Annotated in this window: 17 protein-coding genes and 2 riboswitches; of the genes, 14 read left to right on the top strand and 3 right to left on the bottom strand. The window is 41.7% G+C overall.

Annotation, left to right across the window (positions count from 1 at the left end):
* Nucleotides 1-22 precede the first annotated feature (22 nt).
* The 4 genes from QMA13_RS05035 (at nt 23) to mgtA (ending at nt 8,222) form a co-directional block, all read left to right on the top strand.
* Nucleotides 23-3,421 carry a P-loop NTPase fold protein gene (locus QMA13_RS05035; protein WP_282939912.1) on the top strand — a complete coding sequence of 1,133 codons (3,399 nt, stop codon included), beginning with the start codon at nt 23-25 and terminating at the stop codon, nt 3,419-3,421.
* A gap of 303 nt (nt 3,422-3,724) precedes the next feature.
* The gene (locus tag QMA13_RS05040) at nt 3,725-4,246 is read left to right on the top strand and encodes a TetR/AcrR family transcriptional regulator (protein ID WP_282939914.1); all 522 of its coding nucleotides are present in this window, start codon (nt 3,725-3,727) and stop codon (nt 4,244-4,246) included.
* A gap of 105 nt (nt 4,247-4,351) precedes the next feature.
* Nucleotides 4,352-4,918 carry an NAD(P)H-dependent oxidoreductase gene (locus tag QMA13_RS05045; protein ID WP_282939917.1) on the top strand — a complete coding sequence of 189 codons (567 nt, stop codon included), beginning with the start codon at nt 4,352-4,354 and terminating at the stop codon, nt 4,916-4,918.
* Between the two features lie 140 nt (nt 4,919-5,058).
* A riboswitch (M-box (ykoK) riboswitch) is annotated at nt 5,059-5,233 on the top strand.
* Nucleotides 5,234-5,582: 349 nt separating this feature from the next.
* Nucleotides 5,583-8,222: a magnesium-translocating P-type ATPase gene (mgtA, locus tag QMA13_RS05050; protein WP_282939918.1), complete on the top strand. Its 2,640-nt coding sequence runs from the start codon at nt 5,583-5,585 to the stop codon at nt 8,220-8,222.
* A 52-nt stretch (nt 8,223-8,274) separates the two neighbouring features.
* Here the strand turns inward: mgtA and QMA13_RS05055 are convergent, their stop codons facing one another.
* From QMA13_RS05055 to QMA13_RS05065, 3 genes are all read right to left on the bottom strand, one after another.
* Entirely contained in the window at nt 8,275-9,387 is a 1,113-nt protein-coding gene (locus QMA13_RS05055) for an FtsW/RodA/SpoVE family cell cycle protein (protein ID WP_282939920.1), read from the bottom strand.
* A 192-nt stretch (nt 9,388-9,579) separates the two neighbouring features.
* Entirely contained in the window at nt 9,580-10,314 is a 735-nt protein-coding gene (locus QMA13_RS05060) for a hypothetical protein (protein ID WP_282939922.1), read from the bottom strand.
* Between the two features lie 119 nt (nt 10,315-10,433).
* The gene (locus QMA13_RS05065; RefSeq protein ID WP_282939923.1) at nt 10,434-10,799 is read right to left on the bottom strand and encodes a DUF2188 domain-containing protein; all 366 of its coding nucleotides are present in this window, start codon (nt 10,797-10,799) and stop codon (nt 10,434-10,436) included.
* Nucleotides 10,800-10,988: 189 nt separating this feature from the next.
* On the opposite strand from QMA13_RS05065, the gene QMA13_RS05070 reads away from it, so the two are divergent.
* From QMA13_RS05070 to QMA13_RS05115, 10 genes are all read left to right on the top strand, one after another.
* Complete coding sequence (locus QMA13_RS05070; RefSeq protein ID WP_282939924.1) at nt 10,989-11,516, top strand: hypothetical protein; 528 nt, start codon at nt 10,989-10,991, stop codon at nt 11,514-11,516.
* A 27-nt stretch (nt 11,517-11,543) separates the two neighbouring features.
* The gene (locus tag QMA13_RS05075; protein ID WP_282939926.1) at nt 11,544-11,735 is read left to right on the top strand and encodes a hypothetical protein; all 192 of its coding nucleotides are present in this window, start codon (nt 11,544-11,546) and stop codon (nt 11,733-11,735) included.
* A 31-nt stretch (nt 11,736-11,766) separates the two neighbouring features.
* Nucleotides 11,767-12,018 (top strand): YolD-like family protein, encoded by a 252-nt coding sequence (locus tag QMA13_RS05080; protein ID WP_282939928.1) that lies wholly within the window; start codon nt 11,767-11,769, stop codon nt 12,016-12,018.
* A 145-nt stretch (nt 12,019-12,163) separates the two neighbouring features.
* Entirely contained in the window at nt 12,164-12,457 is a 294-nt protein-coding gene (locus tag QMA13_RS05085) for a hypothetical protein (protein WP_282939930.1), read from the top strand.
* A 225-nt stretch (nt 12,458-12,682) separates the two neighbouring features.
* The gene (locus tag QMA13_RS05090) at nt 12,683-13,057 is read left to right on the top strand and encodes a phage holin family protein (protein ID WP_282939932.1); all 375 of its coding nucleotides are present in this window, start codon (nt 12,683-12,685) and stop codon (nt 13,055-13,057) included.
* A gap of 169 nt (nt 13,058-13,226) precedes the next feature.
* Nucleotides 13,227-13,317: riboswitch (cyclic di-GMP riboswitch) on the top strand.
* Between the two features lie 96 nt (nt 13,318-13,413).
* A complete protein-coding gene (locus QMA13_RS05095) occupies nt 13,414-15,138 on the top strand; it encodes a methyl-accepting chemotaxis protein (RefSeq protein ID WP_282939933.1) in 1,725 nt (574 codons plus the stop codon).
* A 38-nt stretch (nt 15,139-15,176) separates the two neighbouring features.
* On the top strand, nt 15,177-15,881 hold the full coding sequence (locus tag QMA13_RS05100) for an HAD family hydrolase (protein ID WP_282939935.1): 705 nt from the start codon (nt 15,177-15,179) through the stop codon (nt 15,879-15,881).
* A gap of 321 nt (nt 15,882-16,202) precedes the next feature.
* Complete coding sequence (locus QMA13_RS05105) at nt 16,203-16,628, top strand: MarR family winged helix-turn-helix transcriptional regulator (protein WP_282939936.1); 426 nt, start codon at nt 16,203-16,205, stop codon at nt 16,626-16,628.
* Nucleotides 16,629-16,687: 59 nt separating this feature from the next.
* Nucleotides 16,688-17,959, top strand: coding sequence for an MFS transporter (locus QMA13_RS05110; protein WP_282939938.1), 1,272 nt, complete (start codon nt 16,688-16,690; stop codon nt 17,957-17,959).
* A gap of 242 nt (nt 17,960-18,201) precedes the next feature.
* A complete protein-coding gene (locus QMA13_RS05115; RefSeq protein WP_282939940.1) occupies nt 18,202-19,686 on the top strand; it encodes a sulfatase family protein in 1,485 nt (494 codons plus the stop codon).
* The last annotated feature ends 10 nt before the right edge of the window (nt 19,687-19,696 follow it).

The following is a 19,696-nucleotide window of genomic DNA, read 5'->3' on the forward strand; positions in this document are numbered from 1 at the left end:
TAGCTAAATAGGGGGATTTTATATGCCACAAAAAAAGTGTAAAACATTATTTCTAGAAGATGTCCCGACAGTAAGTAATGATTTCGCGGCACACAACAGACTTTCTAAAACAATAATTAATGTCATACAAACGGAAGAAGTAAGCAAGACTATTGCACTAACAGGCCAGTGGGGAAGTGGTAAATCCTCAATAATTTCTATTATGAGGAAAGAAACCGACAGTAATATTAAATTTGTAGAATTTGATGCATGGGAGCATGAGGGCAACTTACTTAGACGTAGTTTTCTTGAAACATTATTAGACTCATTAGAATATGGCAAATGGATTAAAGGGGAAGATTGGAAAGAAACTCGTACTAGGTTATCAAAAAAGCTGAAAGTAACAGATACCAAGTCAATTCCCGTGATTACTAGAGAGGGTAAACATTTCATAATGGCATCCGCGTTGTCAGTAGTAGGGCTATTAGGGATTAATAAAATTAGTTATCCTACTCAAAATACATCAGGTGTACTAACCTGGCAAACTATCCCTCAAATAGCAGCTCCCATTCAAATGTGGGGGGGAGTACTACTCGCTCTTATGGCAATAAGTCCGGTTCTGGTGTTATTTTACTACCTCTTCACTAAAAAGTCGTCAAATATTTTAAGTGTTTTTTTGAATAAAACAGAATCTGTTACACAAGTTGAAACTGCAGAAAGCCCGGAACCCTCATCAATAGAATTTCAAACTGATTTTAACAACATAATTAAAGATGCTTTATCTAAATATAAAAATAGAAAATTAGTTATTGTAATCGATAATTTAGACAGATTAAGTGAAGATGATATTCTTAAAACTTGGTCGACAATGCGGACCTTCCTCAGTTTTCCTGAAAAATTAGAAAATGAATTGCAATGGAAGAAAAGACTATGGATTGTGTTACCGATTGATATAAAGGCTATTGAAAACAAACTTAAAAAGAATGACGATAATCCTAGTCATAAGAGTTTAGCAAATTCACTAATCGAAAAGACAGTTCAGATACGTTTCGATGTTCCTCCACCAGCTTTATCAAAATGGAAACAGTACATGTTAGATTTATTAAACAGGGTTTTTCCAGAGCACTTGAACCAAGATGATTTTTATAAAGTTTATCGAGTATTTCTCTTATATTATATTAAAAAACGTCAAGACGATTTGATTACTCCTAGAGCTATAAAATTATACATTAATCAAATTGCTTCTGCACATGCAATATGGGGAGATGAGATACCACTTCAAGATCAGGCTTTTTATGCTTCTATGAAGCTATTGAATGAAGACATATATAGCAATTTAATTAATATGGATTCTGACCTTAATCAATACAATGACTTGTTGACAGAGAATCATTATGCCAATATAGCCTCTATGTTTTTAAATGTACAAGAAGAAGAGGCCATCCAAATAATATTAGGACCGAAAATTACAATAGCGTTGTCGAATGGCGATATTAATAATATTAATGAATTATCGGAAAAGCCTGGCTTCTTCGAAGTGTTAGAGAAAATAATTGTTGAGGATAGACCTAATTATGAAAGTTCTGACAATTCGTTGTTGTTAACATCTTATTGTTTGTCCTATATTAAGGTCAAAGATGATGGGCAATTAAAAAGCTTGAATCACGTTTGGGATATCCTTCTAAAAGCATCTGCAAAAATTAATAGTTGGTCTATACTAGAAAAATTGCATGGCAAGGGATATTTAGAATTGTTACGAAGACATCCCGATAGAAAAAAACTTCTAGTAAATATTAATAAATTAAATGATGCTGAAAATGATTTAGCAAATATCTGGCTCAGTACAATACAGGGAATAACCCAATATTTGAAAGAAAACGAATATTATGATGAATTGAAGAGTATACCTGCTCCAGTAAGTAATCAAATGTTTTTAGACTTTTCAGCTGCATTAAAAAAAGAGTATATCGATCTACTACCTGTAATAAGCCATAATGTAGATATGCAAGAAGTAGAAGAGGAGCTGATAAGAAGAATCAATCAAAATAGTTATAACGATACAGAGATTAGCGCCATCAAACATCTAACAGAATCAGGACAAATTATAGGTAGCGAAGAAGTATTCACAATAATTAATAATAGAATGATTAACTTAGATTCAACCAGTGATCTCGGTATGAATGAATTAAACAAGCTCACTAATTTGTTATTACAACTTTTTAAAATGCATCATTATAATGAGGACATCAGATCACAAGTTAATACAATGTACTCACAGGGATATATATTACAACATTTTTACTATTCTTGGAACAACAGTGTACACTATCATATTTCCGGAATATTGATTTGTAGTTACTATATATTGGGAAAACTCTTTACTAATTCATATCCAGGTTACTCAGCTACAGGTGAGGGTTACTTGAAATCTTTTCTCTCTAGTCCAAATTCTTATAGAGATATCTTAGTTGCTTTAGTAAACTCTTACAAGCAGTATGGAGATGTTAATTACTTAATTAATAATCTAACTGAAGATGGAGAATTAGGATTATTGTCGAAAATTATATTGGAAGAAATTATTAAAAATAGCACAGATAATTTTTACATTGAAAAATTAGTTTATTTTAACAAATTTAAAATTATTTATAATTTGTTTCCGACGGAATCCATAAAAATGGCTGAAAAATATACTGAAGATAATAATTTTGTTGAGCTTTTATTAACTGATGAGTTAAAAGAAGAACTAGTACCATTATATCTTAAAGTGTTAACTGAGTTCCCGGTAACTCAGAGAGAGAAATTACTTGAATGGATTTTTGATAAACTTTCAGAATGGAATAAGGAAACTTGGAAGGAGCATTTCTCCGAGCGAGGGAATATATACGAGTTGTCGCAGAATTTGGTTAAATTACCAGATAACCGATACACCTTAGGTGTTGACTATGCTGATATGTACGTGGATATGATTATAGAAAATGGGTATAAAGAGAATTTTATAATGCAAGGTGAGCTTTTAAATTTCTTCACAATTATCCACAGTAACTATAAAAGTAGTGTAACTCAAAAATTGCGTCAACTCATTACATATAGTGATAATCCAGTGTTAATTATTTTACATGAGCTATCTAGTGAATTATTTTCAGATAAAGTTATGCTCACAGAGGAATACATTAATCAGTTGGTTAATAATGGGTTCTATAAAATTGTAGAAAGAAAAGATGCATCTGAAATACATGGCATAACAAAGGTACTTAAATTAAGGCCGGACATTTTGAAAGCTTGTGAAAGAGATTTTTGGAACACATTTATTGATCGATTGACCAAAAGGCAGGAGGAACTTGAGGAGGAATCCCCTTTATATAAAGCTCTGAGTGAGCTCATTAATCTTTCTAACAACATTTCAAAGAGTTTAAAACTGCAAGGAGCCGCGGGAACTAATTAACATACGATTTATGACAATTGTCGTTCCAATAAGTGCCAAATAGACGTTACAAAACACCCCCAAAAGGAGTGTTTTGTATGCCAAAGTGAATTACAACTCACAAAGACTGGAAACGATCCATCTTCACCGACCGTAGCCAGTCTTTTTTGTCCGCCGCGGAGAGCATCGTCATCGAATATCGAGACTCAAAAAAAATAATAAGATTATATATAATTAATAGTTGCAAATGAATCATGTTTAACATACAATGAATTTGTGATTAGTGATTGATCAATCAATAATGTAATGAAAGAGGTACCTGTTATGGCAAAAGGAAATGCATCTTCCGCTAATCGTCGTACAGACATTGTATCTGCCGCTATTGAAGTATTTGCAGAAATTGGCTATTACCGTGCAACTACGGCTCAAGTAGCAGAACGCGCCTCCATTTCCCAGCCCTACGTGTATCGTTTCTTTACGAAGGAGTCCTTGCTGGTGGAAGCGCTGGAGGTATCTTGGCAGCGAATTTTACAAGCATTTCAACGCGTGATCGACACAGCGTCTCCTGAGCAATTAGAGATAGGCCTGATTAGAGCCTATGAGGAAGTTATGGAATCGCATCGCAGTGAAATTTTACTTCAAATGCAAGCCCAGACAATTCGCGAAACACCGATCCGCGATGCTATGAGGCAGGGGATGGGGCAAGTGAAACAGCTGGTAGAAGATGCTTTTGTGCAAGCTGGAATACCTGATGCGGAAGAACGGACATCGGATTTTTTGGCTAGAGGAATGCTTTGTAATGTATCGATGGCGATGGAGATGCCAGGCTTGTTAGTGAAGAAGTAAAGAGAAATTTTTTTCTAGCATTGTGATTGATCAATCAATAACTAATCACACAATTGTATTATTGATCAACCGATAAATATAACGGAGTCGAGAGGAGCAAATCCAATGAATCATCTTATCGTTTATGCACATCCAAGAAAAGAAAGCTTTAACCATGCTATTCTGGAAACAGCTGTTGAAGGCCTTCAACAAAAGGGCCATGAGGTTGTAGTCCGCGATCTATATGCGATGGGTTTTCAGCCTGCTTTGGGCAGCAGTGAAATCATTGGAGGAATAGGCGAAGATGTCGTACAGGAGCAAGAGCATTTAAGATGGGCAGATGTGATTACGTTTATTTATCCTATATGGTGGACGGGGTTGCCGGCGATAATGAAAGGATACATTGAGCGTGTATTCTCCTATGGATTTGCTTACAAATATGTGAATGGAGTTCAAATGGGACTTTTAAAAGGGAAAAAGGTCGTAATTATCAACACGCAGGGCAAGTCGCATGCTGAATATGCGGCTAGTGGAATGGATCAAGCACTCCGATTAACTTCCGACAAAGGAATTTTTGAATACTGCGGCTTGGAAGTTATGTATCATCTCTTCTTAGAATCTGTACCCCAGTCTAACGAAACGACACGTGCAGCGTGGCTGCAACAAATCGCGGACATGGCAAGTAAAGCTTAAATATAATAATTGTTTTTTCAATAAATATATGGAACAAAAGAAAAGAAAGCAGCGTAAATTGATAGTAGAACGTTGGCGTGTACCTTAAAATAAAGTTGTTGACAAATGCATTTTGTAGGAGTAGTATTCAAATGTAATTTATATGTCCTCGTTAGGTGAGGCTCCTATACAAATACAGGCCACTGCCCGGAAACATCGAAAGATGCCAATGGGTAGAACAGGGATTGCCGGATTAAGGCTTTTCATAAGGTGGCTAAGAGGTGACAGCATCTCTTTACGTTGTATAGTGCCAAAACTCGACTAGGGGGAGCGGATGTTTTTTTGTGCGCATTCTTATGCCCTCTAGTCATTTGCTAGAGGGTTTTTCTATTTGAAACAAGGGGGGAACATCCACCATGGACAGTAGTAGTCGAAGTTGTCATTATCACAGTTATTATCAACAGCATGTAAGCAGGGAGAGTCGTTATGTTCGCTCTCAAATGTTCCCCATACTTAATTTTCCCAAAAATCCTACTATTGAGGTAGGTTTATTTAAGTGTGCACATTTGACTTGTAGGCGAATAGGATAACGATTTAACATTCAGCTCTCCCTGATCCAGGGAGAGCTTTTTTGCGTTTGTCTATTAATTTAAGTTCAATGGAACCGATTGGGGAGGTAATGAAAATGAAACACGAAAAAACAAATAAAGAAGTATGGAACAAAAAGATTTCAGAAGGACTCATCGAGGCATCCGTAAGTCACCTGGACGACTTGATGGATGACCTAACCACTAGCTATAAGGGGCTTACGGAAGCGGAAGCGAAAAAGAAAATCGAACAGTACGGCTTCAATCAGATTGCTCATGATAAGCCTCCAGTCTGGTTTATACAATTGCTCTTGTGCTTTAAAAATCCATTCATTCTCATTCTGCTGGGTCTGGATGTGTTCTCATATTTCACGGATGACTTAGAGGCTGTTATGATCATCAGTACGATGGTTTCGATCAGTGTACTGATCACCTTCACTCAGGAGTTTCGTTCTATCAGAACTGCGGAGAAGTTGAAGGCGATGGTCAAGACAACGGTAACTGTAACGCGGCAAGCCGTAAGAAAAGAAATGGATATGGAGCAGCTGGTTCCCGGCGATATCATTCACTTGTCTGCAGGGGACCTTGTCCCGGCCGATGTAAGATTAATTACATCCAAAGATTTGTTTGTCGCAGAAGCTTCTTTGACGGGAGAGGCTCTGCCGGTTGAAAAGCAGGATACTATGCCTCGTGGAATGGCAAGAAGAATAAGGGATAAGTATAGCCGGCCGATTCACGCGCTGGAGCTCGCCAATATGTGCTATATGGGAACTAATATCATTAGTGGTACGGCGACAGCCCTCGTGATTTCCACAGGAGTTTCCACCTATTTTGGCTCCATGGCCAAAACGCTCGTCGGGAAACGTCCAATGACCAGTTTTGATAAAGGTGTGAACAGTGTCACCTTTGTTATTATCCGCTTTATGCTCATTATGGTTCCTATCATCTTTTTCGTTAATGGTTTTACAAAAGGAGATTGGATGGAAGCCTTGTTCTTCGGGCTCTCTGTCGCCGTAGGTTTAACGCCGGAGATGCTTCCGGTCATTGTGACCGCCAACCTAGCAAAAGGTGCTGCAACGATGGCTCGCAACAAGGTGGTTGTGAAGAAGCTGAATGCCATTCAGAATCTGGGTGCGATGAATATTCTTTGTACAGATAAAACTGGTACGTTAACTCAGGATAAAATCATTCTGGAGAAGCATTTGGATATTTACGGCAGAGAAGATGATAATGTGCTGGAATACGCTTATTTGAACAGCTACCATCAGACAGGGCTAAAAAACTTGCTGGATGTCGCCGTATTGGAGCATGCAGAGCTAATGGATGTTCTGGGTGCGCAAAAAAATTACACTAAAGTCGATGAAATCCCGTTTGATTTCAATCGCCGCCGCATGTCGGTCGTCTTGGAGAAAGAGGGGAAAGAACATATCCTCATTTGCAAAGGGGCTATGGAAGAAATACTAAGCATCTGTACTCATGCGTTGGATGACCGGGAAGTCGTACCGATGACTGCAGAGATGACGAAGGAGGTAAAAGGGCTCGTAGATGATCTGAACACGGATGGGCTGCGCGTTATTGCCGTGGCTATCAAAAGCTCGACTCCGAGAGGGGGAGCGTATGGTGTGAAGGATGAAAGCGATATGGTCCTCGTAGGGTATATCGGCTTCCTCGATCCTCCAAAGGAAAGCGCAGCGATGGCGATACGGGCATTAAAAGAAAATGGCGTGTCCGTCAAGGTGCTTACGGGTGACAATGCGGCAGTAACCAGCAAGGTTTGTCGTGAAGTCGGTCTGGAAGTGAAACAGATTTGTCTCGGGAGCGACATCGAGCATCTTACTGATGAACAATTAGCGGAATTGGCCGAGAGAACGACCGTGTTCGCCAAGCTGAATCCGCTGCAAAAAGCAAGAATAGTGCGTGCTCTCCAAAGCAAAGGACATACCGTAGGATTTATGGGAGATGGGATTAATGACGCCGCTTCGTTGAAAGATGCTGATGTAGGCATTTCTGTCGATACGGCAGTGGATATTTCCAAGGAGTCGGCAGATATTATATTGCTGGAAAAAAGCTTGATGGTACTGGAGGAAGGTGTCATCGAGGGCCGTAGAACATTCGGGAATATTATCAAATATATTAAGATGACGACAAGCTCTAACTTCGGAAACATGTTCAGCGTATTGGGATCCAGCATGTTCTTGCCGTTCCTTCCAATGCTGCCGATTCATCTGCTCATCCAAAACCTGTTCTACGATATTTCGCAGCTTTCTATCCCTTGGGATCATATGGATAAAGAGTTCTTGAAAGAACCGAAAAAATGGGACGCCTCTTCAGTAGGAAGATTTATGATCTTTATCGGTCCCATCAGCTCGATCTTCGATTATGCAACTTACTTCGTCATGTATTACGTATTTGCAGCCAATCATGTAGAGGCTCAATCGTTATTCCAGTCGGGCTGGTTTATTGAGGGGCTATTATCGCAAACATTGATTGTGCATATGATTCGTACGGAAAAAATTCCATTTATCCAAAGACGCGCTAGTTGGCCGGTCATCCTTCTAACTAGTGCAATCATGATCGCCGGTATTTATATTCCATTCTCTTCATTTGGCGAAAGCATAGGTCTTACCCCACTCCCATTAAGCTATTTCCCATGGCTCGTCGCCATCTTGTTAAGCTATTGTGTTCTGACTCAACTGGTCAAAACATGGTATATTCGTAAGTTTAACGAGTGGTTGTAAAAAAGAAGCAGCTGGGCAGCTGCAACGAGATGATTTATTAAAGTAAGCAGGTTTAGCTCTTATGCATCCTAACGCTAAGAACCAAGCCAATGGCAAGCATATTTGTTAGTAGCGAGCTGCCCCCATAACTAATGAAAGGGAGGGCGATACCTGTTAATGGCATGAGTCCAATATGCATGGCAATGTTCTCGAATATTTGCAGCGTGAACATGGAAGTAATGCCAACTATCATGTAACGGCCTTCTAAATCATTGGTTTCAATGGAAATTCGGATCATTCGATAAATAAGTAAAAAGTATAAAAACAATAAAACGGAACACCCGATAAAACCGAATTCTTCACCGATAACAACAAAAATTGAATCCGCATAGTCATAAGGGATGAACCCACCGCGAATCATACCTCCACGAAGAAATCCTTCACCTGATAGCTCACCGACAGCAATAGCGTGGATTGAATTCATAACATGCCAGCTATTATTGGGGTCTACAGTAGGATCAAGAAAAGTTTGAATCCGGTGCAGCTGATGCGGCTTGACGATTTTGGAGAACAGGGTGAGATTGTAAAAGTAGAGGGAGGCAATGCCGGCTACAACGACAACCATCAGGGTAACACCCATGAGAACATGCTTGATACGAAGATTTCCGATCCATAGCATCCCAATAAAAATACTAATAAATACGATAGAGGTTCCTAAATCGGGCTGCTGCAGCACGATGAATACGGGAACACTTAAGATGGCGCATAATGGGAGCAGATCTTGGAAAAATCGAAGAGGTAGTCCGTCACGAGCTTTTAGCCATTTAGCCAATACGAGGATGACGAACAGCTTCATGATCTCTGAGGGCTGGAACGCCATAACGCCTAGATTGAGCCACCGCTGAGAACCGTTAATGTCCATCCCCTTGAACATGACAAAGATCAGGAGTAAAAGGCCTATCCCATATAAGATATAGGATAAGTGTTGGATAATAGCTCGGTAATCAAGCAAGCTTAAGCCAATCATAGGTACGAATAGAACCAGGAACGTAATGATATTGTTCTTGTGCAAGCCTTGAAAACTGGTTTCAAAGGTAGCGCTATAAATCACTACCGTGCTGATTATCATGAAGCAGAATAAAATGAAAAGAATGGGCAGATCTAGTTGTTTTACTTTGTTTAACATTATTTCAACTCCGTTAAGCTTGTACCTTACACCATACCATCATACTAGCCTTTCGGGGGTTTGTATAGTTTTGAACGGAAGGAGGATTTTACTGATAAATCAACCTAAAAAAAGGGAACCTAGCTGCGATTGTAAGCAATAAACAGACGTAAAGAGGAGCAGGCTGATGCCATACTCCTCTATTTTTTAAAACTAAGCTTTTTGCAGCTTGGCTGGATTGTTGATCTTGTATGGCACAGGATGCTTAGTAAGCTTCTTCGCAACAATCTTGCCCTCAAAGGTAAGCTTGTCCCCGACTTCTAGCTCCAGCTTCTTAAGTGTGGCGCTGTGGCTCGACCAGGCGTCGCCGACCTCTGTTTCCGGATCTACAATAGTGACTGCCTCATAAATAATGACCTCATCATCATTATCGGAGAAATGGTTCGGAACCGTGGTGAATTCCTTAATGATAGCCGTCATTTTGATCTTTTCCTCTGGAAGCTGCAGCTTCTGTTTCTTCGCTTTGCCCTTCGACGGCTCTGCGGCCTTAGGCGCTTCCGCCTTGGGCTCTGCCGTTATAACTTCGGTATTGGCAGTTTGAAGAGCTGTTTCTTCCTGCGGCTTAACAGATTCTGCGCCGGCTGGAACGGCTGCTTCCTCCGTAACTGCTGTCAGCCTCTGACTATAACTAGCTGCTTGCATTTCCTTCAGGTACGAAGGGTGGATGCAGTGCAGCTGCTTATTGTCGAATTCAATGATAGCCGTCATATTATCAACATAGCCAATAATACTGCAAGCCATATTCATGCCGTTTCCTTTATAAAAAAACGCTTTGGTCTTGGCTGCTTTCTCGGAAAGCAGACCCCATTCCTTACATTTCTCGATCTGTGCCGCCTCGTCTTCAAAGGCGATATATGTCGTGGGTTCGATGGTGAATGCATGTGCCATAGGGTTCTCCGCCTTTCTTCATTTCCATAACAGCATTTTATCATTTTTGGCGGCTTCTTTCATTATTAGAAGATGATTATGACAGTAAAGGAGGAATAGGAGGAAGTTTGCCAGCTATTTTAAGAATAATTATGAGAAGTCTCTACAGTGCCGTCTTTGCGATGAATAATGGCACTCTTATTCGCATCAGAAGCCCATTTCTTGGCTTTCTCCACGGCTTCGTTCTTCGTATCCATATAAACTAGGGCCTGGTGTGCACCCTCCTCCTTAACCGCCCATCCATCACCATCCGGAACGACATGGAAATTAGAATGTCCCTCTACGTGCGAGCTCGAATCATTTAAATGGTGCTGGTGCAAAGGATGATCCTCATTCCATTTTTTAGCTTGAGCAGTGGCAATTGAAATGGCACGGCCCTCCTCGTAGCCTTCATCTAACAAAGCATTCGCGATTTCGATCGCTTTGTCTCTCGTACGTTTTTCCATATTTTTCATCGAAGCGGGATAATCATTTTTTTCCACGGCATGTTATAATCATCCTTCCAAGATATTCTTAACTAGTACTTAGCCGAATGACGATGCTTCGAAACAATCATTTTTTCCTTATTTACCCAATCTAATTCCTAAATATGATAATATTAGTTGATATGAATGACTAAGGGGAATAAGATTGATATGGTATCCATACTTTATTTTGTTGGAGCTTTAATTATTATAATTGGCGTTTTAACAGGCTTCTTTGTTCCGTTCGGCATTCCCTTTATCGGCGGGTCTATTGTTAGCGGAATATTTTTTATAGCACTGGGAAAGATCGTGGAACTACTAGAAAAGATTGAGAAAAAGCTGCCTGATCAGTCCAATAGCAAAACGTACCGGGCAAGGGAATATTCTGTTAGCTCGTCGGATTTCGAAGTGTATGATGCTCACAATGAAACCTACCAATTTTTCACGTTGGATGGAGATGATTTTATTCAGGCAAGGGTTTTTAAGAATTATATAGAGATCAATGGGGATTCCATTGTATTTAAATTGCCTAATAAAACACAGATGGAATGGGTAAAACATGAATCCTATAACATTTCCGCCCATATATTCTCAAGGGATAATATAGTATTTGTTAGATTATCTTCTTTGGGCATTAGTGCATCACACTTAGGAAGCTCGATAGTTCTCAGTTATTATGATGATAAGATATTGGTTTAATAAAAAAATATGGAGGCGGGTGCTGTAGTGGATAAACAACAACTATTAACCAATGCGATTCAACTTATGGCGGAACGCTATAGAGCGGCGGATACTTCTGAATTAGAATTAGGCGCTGATTTATATGCGATTAGAGTAAAAAAGCAATTGGTTAAGGATGGCTTTACTGAAGAAGAAGCTGAACAAGCCAAAGTGCAAGCAAAGCTTTCTATAGATTGACCAAATTTGAAAGACATCAGGAGGATGACAGGTGGCCAAACCCAAAGTACCAAAGCGTCCGACAAGAGATGAGTTTGTTTTAGAGGAAATAGGGAACCAAATTACGGAGGCTTTCTATGAAAAGTCGGAGATCCTGTTGACCGTTTGGGGACGGGAAGAACCGGTTCGTGGACAGATTGTTTTATTGGATTCGCGCACAGGGAAAGTACATATTAAACAAAGCGGAGAGACCTTAAAGGTGCCCTTCATGGATATAATGAGGATTGATTACCCTAGGGATTGACAATGACTACCGTAAAACGGGTGGTTATTTTTTTATATAAGATAATAGGATCAGGAAGCTTTCTTTAATAAGATAGGCTAAATGACTTTATTCCCATTGTCTCATAGGATCTATTGCTCTATAATAATTAGTTGGAGGGGAACGTATGAGCGCATTTATGACAGATAAAGAGAAGCACTTGCAGATGGTCTACAAAAATAATGTTGTCGTTGCTAAAGATGGGAATAAGATTATTGTTATTCATAGCAAACGTTCAGTTAAGCCATTATTGCCATTTGAGATATCGCAAGGGGTATTTGACCAGTGGAAGCAAAGGGATGCCAGGATAGCCATGACAGATACGCCTTATAAGGAATTATTTGCTCCTGCTGTAAACCGGCCTGATAATAAACTCGTCTATGTAGCTGATTTCAATGATATTGAGTTTAGTGACCAATAATAATCGAACGAAGAGCATCTTAGCGATGTTCTTTTTTTAACCTGAATCGCTTCGAAGCCAAGGCCCCACTTTGTGGGGTTATTTTATAGGGTTTAAACCATGCATGGATAGGGTAGAAAGGAGACATGTTCTTGAATAACTATCATATGAATTTTAGAGCAGATGGTACATGGACCTTACATTCCGTATGATTAGAAAATGGAGTTTAAAAGGAGGATTACCATAATGAGGAACATTCTGAATTTATTAGTTACCGCTCTCGTATTTTGGATTGGAAATGAATACTTTCACCAATACATAACCATTAAAGATACGAAAACCTTAATTATTGCTTCCATCCTCATGTTTGTTATTAGCTTTCTGTTCAGTCTTGCAATGGTTCTTTCCGTATTGCTGATTACAGTAGGAATCGGCTGCTTGACGACACCGGCATTAATTCTAGCCTCGATCATATTGACGCCCATCAAACTATGGCTTCTTGATAAATATTTATATGGATTTGAAATTCACGGGTTCTGGACCTATGTGATATTAACCTTGGTGTTGAGCATGTTTACGGTAAAAGTGAAGCACAAAAATGACCGGTCCAGACAGAGATAAAATGGATGAAATAAGCCAAGACCGCAATGTGAGTAATCCTCATGTTGTGGTTTTTTTGTTGTAATAGAGGAAAATAGTGAAACATCTTGTTTATTCGACAATATATGTATAATATAATGATTAGTATTTTTGTCAATACCTAATTCAATAGGAAAAAAGACCTATTTTGACTCCGATAGAGCAAACCCATTGAAAAGTGGAGACGCAAAGCTACAGGGGCTTACATGTATGAGGCTACATGGTGCCAGCCAGCTGCCGACCAGAGGCTTCTATTTAGTTGCCCCCTTTTCTTGCGGAATAGGGGGATTTTGTGGTCTGTTTCTGAACAGAACAAATACACTAATGAGGTGCTCAACATGAATTCAACAATGGCAAACAGGCTTGTAGGGAAAATGACGATTGGGAAAAAGTTGATTGGCTCATTTATGATTATTGCTCTTCTATTAGCAGCCACAGGAGCAATCTCCGCATATTATCTTAAAAAAATTGATATTGCTGATACGGATTTAATAGAAAGACGAGCCGTAATTTTAGCCAATATATTAGAAATCCAAAATGAAATTTCTCAAGAAAATAATATTTTGCGCGGATACATCATTACCAAAGAAGCAGAGTTTGTTAATGATTTAAAAGCTTCTTACGGTAAGGCAGCTAGTTTAATCGAAGATACGCATCAATTATCGCAAATCGGGGAATTAAAAGACGGATTAATGGACTTAGATAAAAAGAACCGGGAATTTAAACAGAAATATGAGCAGTTGCTCCAAATGATTCAAGACAAGCAGCCGTCTGATAAAGTAATAAATTATTTTACTAGCGAAGTATTGCCACTAGGAAAGCAGCTTGATCCCATGGCAGCCAAGCTAGCCAACTTTCAGCTTAGTTCGATGGATGAAGCAAGCAAAAGAAATTCAGAGCTTGTCGATACCGCTAATGCGAATGTTGCTGCGCTTAGTATTATTGCCTTTATTGCAGCATTGTTGATAGGGTATTGGTGTTCGCGGATAATATCCAAGCCTATTATAGCTATAGCGAGGGCTGCAGAGAGAATTGCATCCGGGGACTTAACTACGGGTGCTATTCAAGTGAAAAATAAAGATGAGATTGGCGTGATGGCACAATCCTTTAACCAAATGACCGAAAATTTGCGCAGCTTGGTGCGGCAAATCAGTCTTAGTTCTGAGCACGTAGCTTCGTCTTCAGAAGAGTTAACCGCCAATGCGGACCAATCGAGCCAAACATCCGAAACCATTACTTTGACTATCCAACAAGTAACTGCCAACGCAGAGCTGCAATCCCAAGTTGTAAACGAGAGCGTTCAGGCTATGAACGAAGTGTCATCAGGAATACAACAAATTGCTTCAAGCGCCCATATGACATCTTCTCTCTCGAAGGATGCGGCTCAGAAAGCTATGGAAGGCAACCAATCTATTCTATTAACTGTCCGTCAGATGGATTCGATACATGGTACAATGAACCATTTGGCCAATGCCGTAACTGAAATGGAAGAGCATTCAGAAGAAATCGAACATATCGTGGAGGTTATCTCGGATATCGCTGCACAAACCAATTTGTTATCGCTTAATGCGGCAATAGAAGCGGCCAGAGCAGGAGAGCAGGGACGTGGGTTCGCTGTAGTTGCGTCTGAGGTAAGGAAGCTGGCCGAACAATCCTCTCAATCCGCTGGACAGATTGCACAGCTAGTAGCTACGATTAAACAGAGCACACAACACGTAGTTGAGACGACGGAGCTTGGAGTAAAAGAGGTCAATGAAGGGATGCAGGTCGTCCATACGGCAGGGAAATTATTCGAGGAAATCAAGCAGAACATAGATGAGGTTTCGGATCAGGTTCAGGAGATATCTGCAGCTTCGCAACAAATATCTGCAAGCACGGAGCAAGTAGTGCATTCTATCGGTAATATTGCACTCGGATCGAAAACGGTAGCTTCTCAGACGCAAAATGTCGCTGCCTCAACAGAAGAGCAATTGGCCTCCATGGAGGAAATTGCGGCATCCGCATCTTCCTTGTCCAGAATGGCTGAGGATCTTCAGGGTTTAGTTGGGAATTTTAAAGTATAATGGAGATATCCGATGCCTATTTACCAAGGAGGAACAAGATGCCAAAAGCCATTTTATTGGATATGGACGACACGATTCTATCTTTCGATCATGGAGTGGATACGGATTCGTGCTGGCGGAGATCATTTGGCCATGTGCTTAGCTGCGATCCTATTGAACTGCTTGCAGGTATTAAAGAGTCGGCAAAGTGGTATTGGAGCGACCCTGAACGTCACCGCGTTGGCAGGCTTGATCTGTATAAAGCCAGGCAGAAAATCGTAGGCATGGCTATGCAGAAGTTGAAGATGGAAGATCATTCCTTAGCGAATCAGATTGCTTATACATATGGAATAGAACGTGATAAGTGCGTTAAGCTGTTCCCGGATTCTATCGATACGATTAAACAATTGCGAATTAAGGGGATAAAGCTTGCCCTGTTAACCAATGGGAATACGGAACCTCAATGGGATAAAATTCGCTGTTTCGAGCTGGCCCCGCTGTTTGATTGTGTTCTCGTCGAGGGCGAGTTCGGCATCGGTAAGCCGGACGATCGAATCTATTTACACGCGCTGGAACAACTGGGAGTCACCGCGGAAGATACTTGGATGGTCGGAGATAACTTCGAGTGGGAGGTCGCCGCGCCTCAGCGCCTTGGCATTAAAGGAATCTGGATCGACCACAAAGGAGCGGGCGTTCCCCTCACTGCGACTGCTGAGCCGTATAGGACGATAAAGTCGCTGTCGGAGCTGCTGTCTATTATTTAGCGAAGGGACAGGGGGTGCAAGCCCCTGAGTCTTTTGAGAAACCTGTTTTCGTGAAATATGCTATATAGGTAAGTGGGGTATGCCTCGGAGGAGTTTACGTCCGCCTTTGAAATCCGTGAAAATACCGCTGATTCTAATCTAATTCACGGGTTTCAACAGCGGCTGGAGAGGCATACCCCACTGAAATATACTAGCAATATTTCAAGTTTCATAGGTTTCTCAACAGTCTAAGGGCTTTGCGAAAAAGAAATGGTTGACAATCAACACCATCCCTTTTATATTTGTTGTACATACAAAATTGAACTGAAGGGGATGTCCATAATGGATGAGGGCTTTCTGCACAATTGCTTATTTTTCACCGCTAATCGATTGAGCCGCGCCATTACCAAAATGGCCGAGGAAGAATTCGCGCCTACGGGATTAACCCCTATGTACGGTTATTTGATTCGTCTTGTTAATGGAATCCCAGGCATTACCCAAAAGGAATTGTCCGAGAAGCTGTCCATTACACCGTCTACGTTAACTAGGTTTATAGATAAGCTGGAAGGCAAGCAACTGGTGGAGCGGAAGGGCCATGGTAAGACCGTCTTGGTATACCCTACGGATAAAGGAATTGCATTAGAGGGTACCATTCGGCAAGCATCGAAAAATCTTCATGCCCGGTATGAAGCGATCCTAGGCCCAGAGGCAGCCAAACAGCTATCTGCCAATATTGAACTTTCAAGTGAGCAATTGGAGAAGGATTAATTTTTTGAAATATTATTGTATGTACAACCAAAATACTAGAAGGAAGTGAAAAACTCCTCATGGAGAACAAGCTAAAATCTCCACGTTTTCATTATGGATGGGTGGTCATCCTCGTTACTTTCGTAACGCTGCTCGTATCTGCTGGTGTTCGTTCGATGTCCAGCATTCTTATAGTTCCTTTTGAAAAGGAGTTCGGTTGGAATCGGGGCAGTATTTCCGGTGTTATCTCCATAGGTATCTTTTTATACGGCTTGATGGGCCCTTTCTCTGCTGCTGTACTGCAAAAGTATGGAATTCGGAGAGTGCTGGTCATCTCCTTGACGGTATTGGCAGCCAGCATGGCTGTAACACCACTCATGACGGCTTATTGGCAGTATGAAATACTGTGGGGTGTTGTCTCAGGTCTCGCAACAGGAATGATGGCGAATGTGCTTGGGGTTACGGTTAGTAACCAATGGTTTGTGAAACGTAAAGGCCTTGTCGTCGGATTGCTTACAGCCAGTGCCGCTACGGGTCAACTGCTGTTCCTGCCTATGCTGGCAAAAATTATGGTCGAGGCCGGCTGGAGATATGCCGTCTATACGTCTGTCGGAGCTATAGTGATCGTACTGATCGCCGTTGCGATCTGGATGCGAAACCATCCTTATGATATAGGGGCAGCCCCTTATGGTACGGAGGAGGTTGTTCAGCCAGTTCCGTTCAAAGGAAACTTATTTCTCACTCCACTGTCGGCGCTGCGTTCTGCAATGACGAATATGACCTTTTGGCTGCTCGCTGGAACATTCTTCTTCTGCGGATTTTCCACGAACGGTTTGATTGGTACCCATCTGATCTCAGCCTGTGGAGATTACGGGATTCCCGAAGTTATGGCGGCCGGATTGCTAGCCTTGATGGGCCTGTTCGATCTTGTAGGGACGACACTGTCGGGTTGGCTCTCAGATCGGTTCGATAGCCGGAAGCTGCTGTTCTGGTATTACGGTCTTCGCGGACTGTCGCTCCTGTTCTTGCCTTATGCGCTCAATGCAGGTCCTAACATGCTTCTCATCTTTTCAATCTTTTATGGTCTGGACTGGATTGCCACTGTGCCGCCAACCGTGAAGCTCGCTACCAAAGAATTCGGCAAGGAGAAATCCGGTATGATCTTCGGATGGGTTGTTGTAGCACATCAGGTTGGTGCTTCAGTAGCTGCTTATAGTGCGGGAGCGATGAGAGAATGGTTCGGCAGCTACACCATTTCTTTTGTCGCGGCAGGCTTCGTCTGTTTGTTCGCAGCTATGATGGCCATTCGGATTTCAAAGGCAGGCAATGCGCTTCATCAAGCTCAGGCATGAAAAATTAAGCTTGAGTTATACATGCCAACGAGAAGAACGGACGAATTTCATCAAGAGGGAGAAAAAGCGTATGTTGCCTTAGGCAATGTACGCTTTTTTGCATGGAGGGAAATGTGTGAGCCGGACTTTGCATCGTAAGATTTGTCAAAAAAAGAGAAGTCTAAGCCATGGGAGAGAGGCAGGCCTCATGCTATGATGCAGGGAAGAACACTTTAGTAACAGGCCGAGGGAGGAAACGGTTAATGCCACAGTCACAAAGCAAAGAGAATCAACAGCCTAATATTATCTACATCTTGGCGGATGATATGGGTTACGGGGACGTAAGCAGCTTAAATCCGGATTCGAAAATTCATACTACGCATTTGGACCAAATGGCCGAAGCAGGGATGAGGTTTACAGACGGTCATTCCAGTTCAGCGGTATGCACGCCGTCGAGATACAGTATTTTGACAGGCAGATACAATTGGCGATCCCAGTTGAAGAGTGGAGTGATGAACGGGTATTCGCGTCCTCTCATCGAGGAAGGCAGAATGACTACGGCTTCTCTATTGAAGCAGGCAGGGTACCGAACGGCATGCGTCGGCAAATGGCATTTGGGTCTCGAATGGGTGAAGCAGGGTGAAGATCCTGCGGATGTAGACTTTACAAAGCCTATTACAAATGGACCAACCTCGCATGGCTTCGATTACTATTACGGAATTAGCGCTTCACTGGATATGGCCCCTTATGTCTATATTGAGAATGATCGGGTAACTTCTCTTCCGGATCGGATTACGGTCGGGGACGAAGAAATGGGCTTTTGGCGAAAAGGTCCGACAGGTGCGGATTTTCATCATGAAGAGGTGCTGCCGAAATGTACGGAGAAAGTGTTAGAGATCATTGAGGGCTCGCGTAACGAACCATTCTTCATTTATTTCCCGCTGCCGGCACCTCATACTCCGATTCTGCCTGCAGCTGAATTTCTGGGGAAATCAGGAACGAACCTGTACGGGGACTTCGTCTTGATGTGCGATGATGTCGTCGGGCAAATTGTCAGCAAGCTGGAGGAATGCGGGTTAAACGACAATACGATTGTTATTTTTACAAGCGACAATGGATGCTCGCCAAAGGCTAACTATGAAGAGCTGGCACAATTAGGGCATAATCCAAGCTACGTATTCCGAGGTCAAAAAGCGGATATTTACGAAGGCGGGCACCGCGTTCCGTTATTGGTCAAATGGCCGCAAAGCATTAAAGCAGGTTCCGTGTCGGATGAGCCCGTATGCTTGGTTGATTTGTTGGCGACGGTTGCTGAGCTGGTAGGAGTGACTCTACCTGATGAGGCCGGTGAAGACAGCGTGAGTAATCTAGCTGTATGGCAGGGTCGTGAACTTGCTGAACCGCTGAGAGAGGCCCTTGTTCATCATTCTATTAATGGCTCGTTCTCCATTCGTAAAGGCAGCTGGAAGCTGGAGCTGTGCCCTGGATCAGGGGGCTGGAGCAGCCCAAGACCAGGCCAAGAGCCTGAGGGAGCGTCACCCATTCAATTGTATGACTTGACCCGAGACATCGGAGAGAGGGAGAATGTGCAGGAACATTATCCGGAAGTGGTAGAGGAGCTGACTCAACTGCTCATAGCCTACGTACGGAATGGCCGAAGCACACCAGGTGCATTTCAATCCAATGCAGGCGGAGTGAAGTGGGAGCAGGAGCTCACATGGATGAATGAAGCTGAAAGCTTGTCCTAATACCGTATTT

It is taken from the genome of Paenibacillus sp. RC67, from assembly GCF_030020805.1.
Taxonomy (GTDB): domain Bacteria; phylum Bacillota; class Bacilli; order Paenibacillales; family NBRC-103111; genus Paenibacillus_S.

Excerpts from the sequence above, each read along its gene's own strand:
- QMA13_RS05055 (WP_282939920.1), bottom strand. The coding sequence starts at position 9,387 with ATGTTAAACAAAGTAAAACAACTAGATCTGCCCATTCTTTTCATTTTA.
- QMA13_RS05035 (WP_282939912.1), top strand. The coding sequence starts at position 23 with ATGCCACAAAAAAAGTGTAAAACATTATTTCTAGAAGATGTCCCGACA.
- QMA13_RS05065 (WP_282939923.1), bottom strand. The coding sequence starts at position 10,799 with ATGGAAAAACGTACGAGAGACAAAGCGATCGAAATCGCGAATGCTTTG.
- QMA13_RS05090 (WP_282939932.1), top strand. The coding sequence starts at position 12,683 with ATGAGGAACATTCTGAATTTATTAGTTACCGCTCTCGTATTTTGGATT.
- QMA13_RS05045 (WP_282939917.1), top strand. The coding sequence starts at position 4,352 with ATGAATCATCTTATCGTTTATGCACATCCAAGAAAAGAAAGCTTTAAC.
- QMA13_RS05085 (WP_282939930.1), top strand. The coding sequence starts at position 12,164 with ATGAGCGCATTTATGACAGATAAAGAGAAGCACTTGCAGATGGTCTAC.
- QMA13_RS05040 (WP_282939914.1), top strand. The coding sequence starts at position 3,725 with ATGGCAAAAGGAAATGCATCTTCCGCTAATCGTCGTACAGACATTGTA.
- QMA13_RS05095 (WP_282939933.1), top strand. The coding sequence starts at position 13,414 with ATGAATTCAACAATGGCAAACAGGCTTGTAGGGAAAATGACGATTGGG.
- QMA13_RS05100 (WP_282939935.1), top strand. The coding sequence starts at position 15,177 with ATGCCAAAAGCCATTTTATTGGATATGGACGACACGATTCTATCTTTC.
- QMA13_RS05115 (WP_282939940.1), top strand. The coding sequence starts at position 18,202 with ATGCCACAGTCACAAAGCAAAGAGAATCAACAGCCTAATATTATCTAC.
- QMA13_RS05070 (WP_282939924.1), top strand. The coding sequence starts at position 10,989 with ATGGTATCCATACTTTATTTTGTTGGAGCTTTAATTATTATAATTGGC.
- mgtA (WP_282939918.1), top strand. The coding sequence starts at position 5,583 with ATGAAACACGAAAAAACAAATAAAGAAGTATGGAACAAAAAGATTTCA.
- QMA13_RS05105 (WP_282939936.1), top strand. The coding sequence starts at position 16,203 with ATGGATGAGGGCTTTCTGCACAATTGCTTATTTTTCACCGCTAATCGA.
- QMA13_RS05110 (WP_282939938.1), top strand. The coding sequence starts at position 16,688 with ATGGAGAACAAGCTAAAATCTCCACGTTTTCATTATGGATGGGTGGTC.
- QMA13_RS05060 (WP_282939922.1), bottom strand. The coding sequence starts at position 10,314 with ATGGCACATGCATTCACCATCGAACCCACGACATATATCGCCTTTGAA.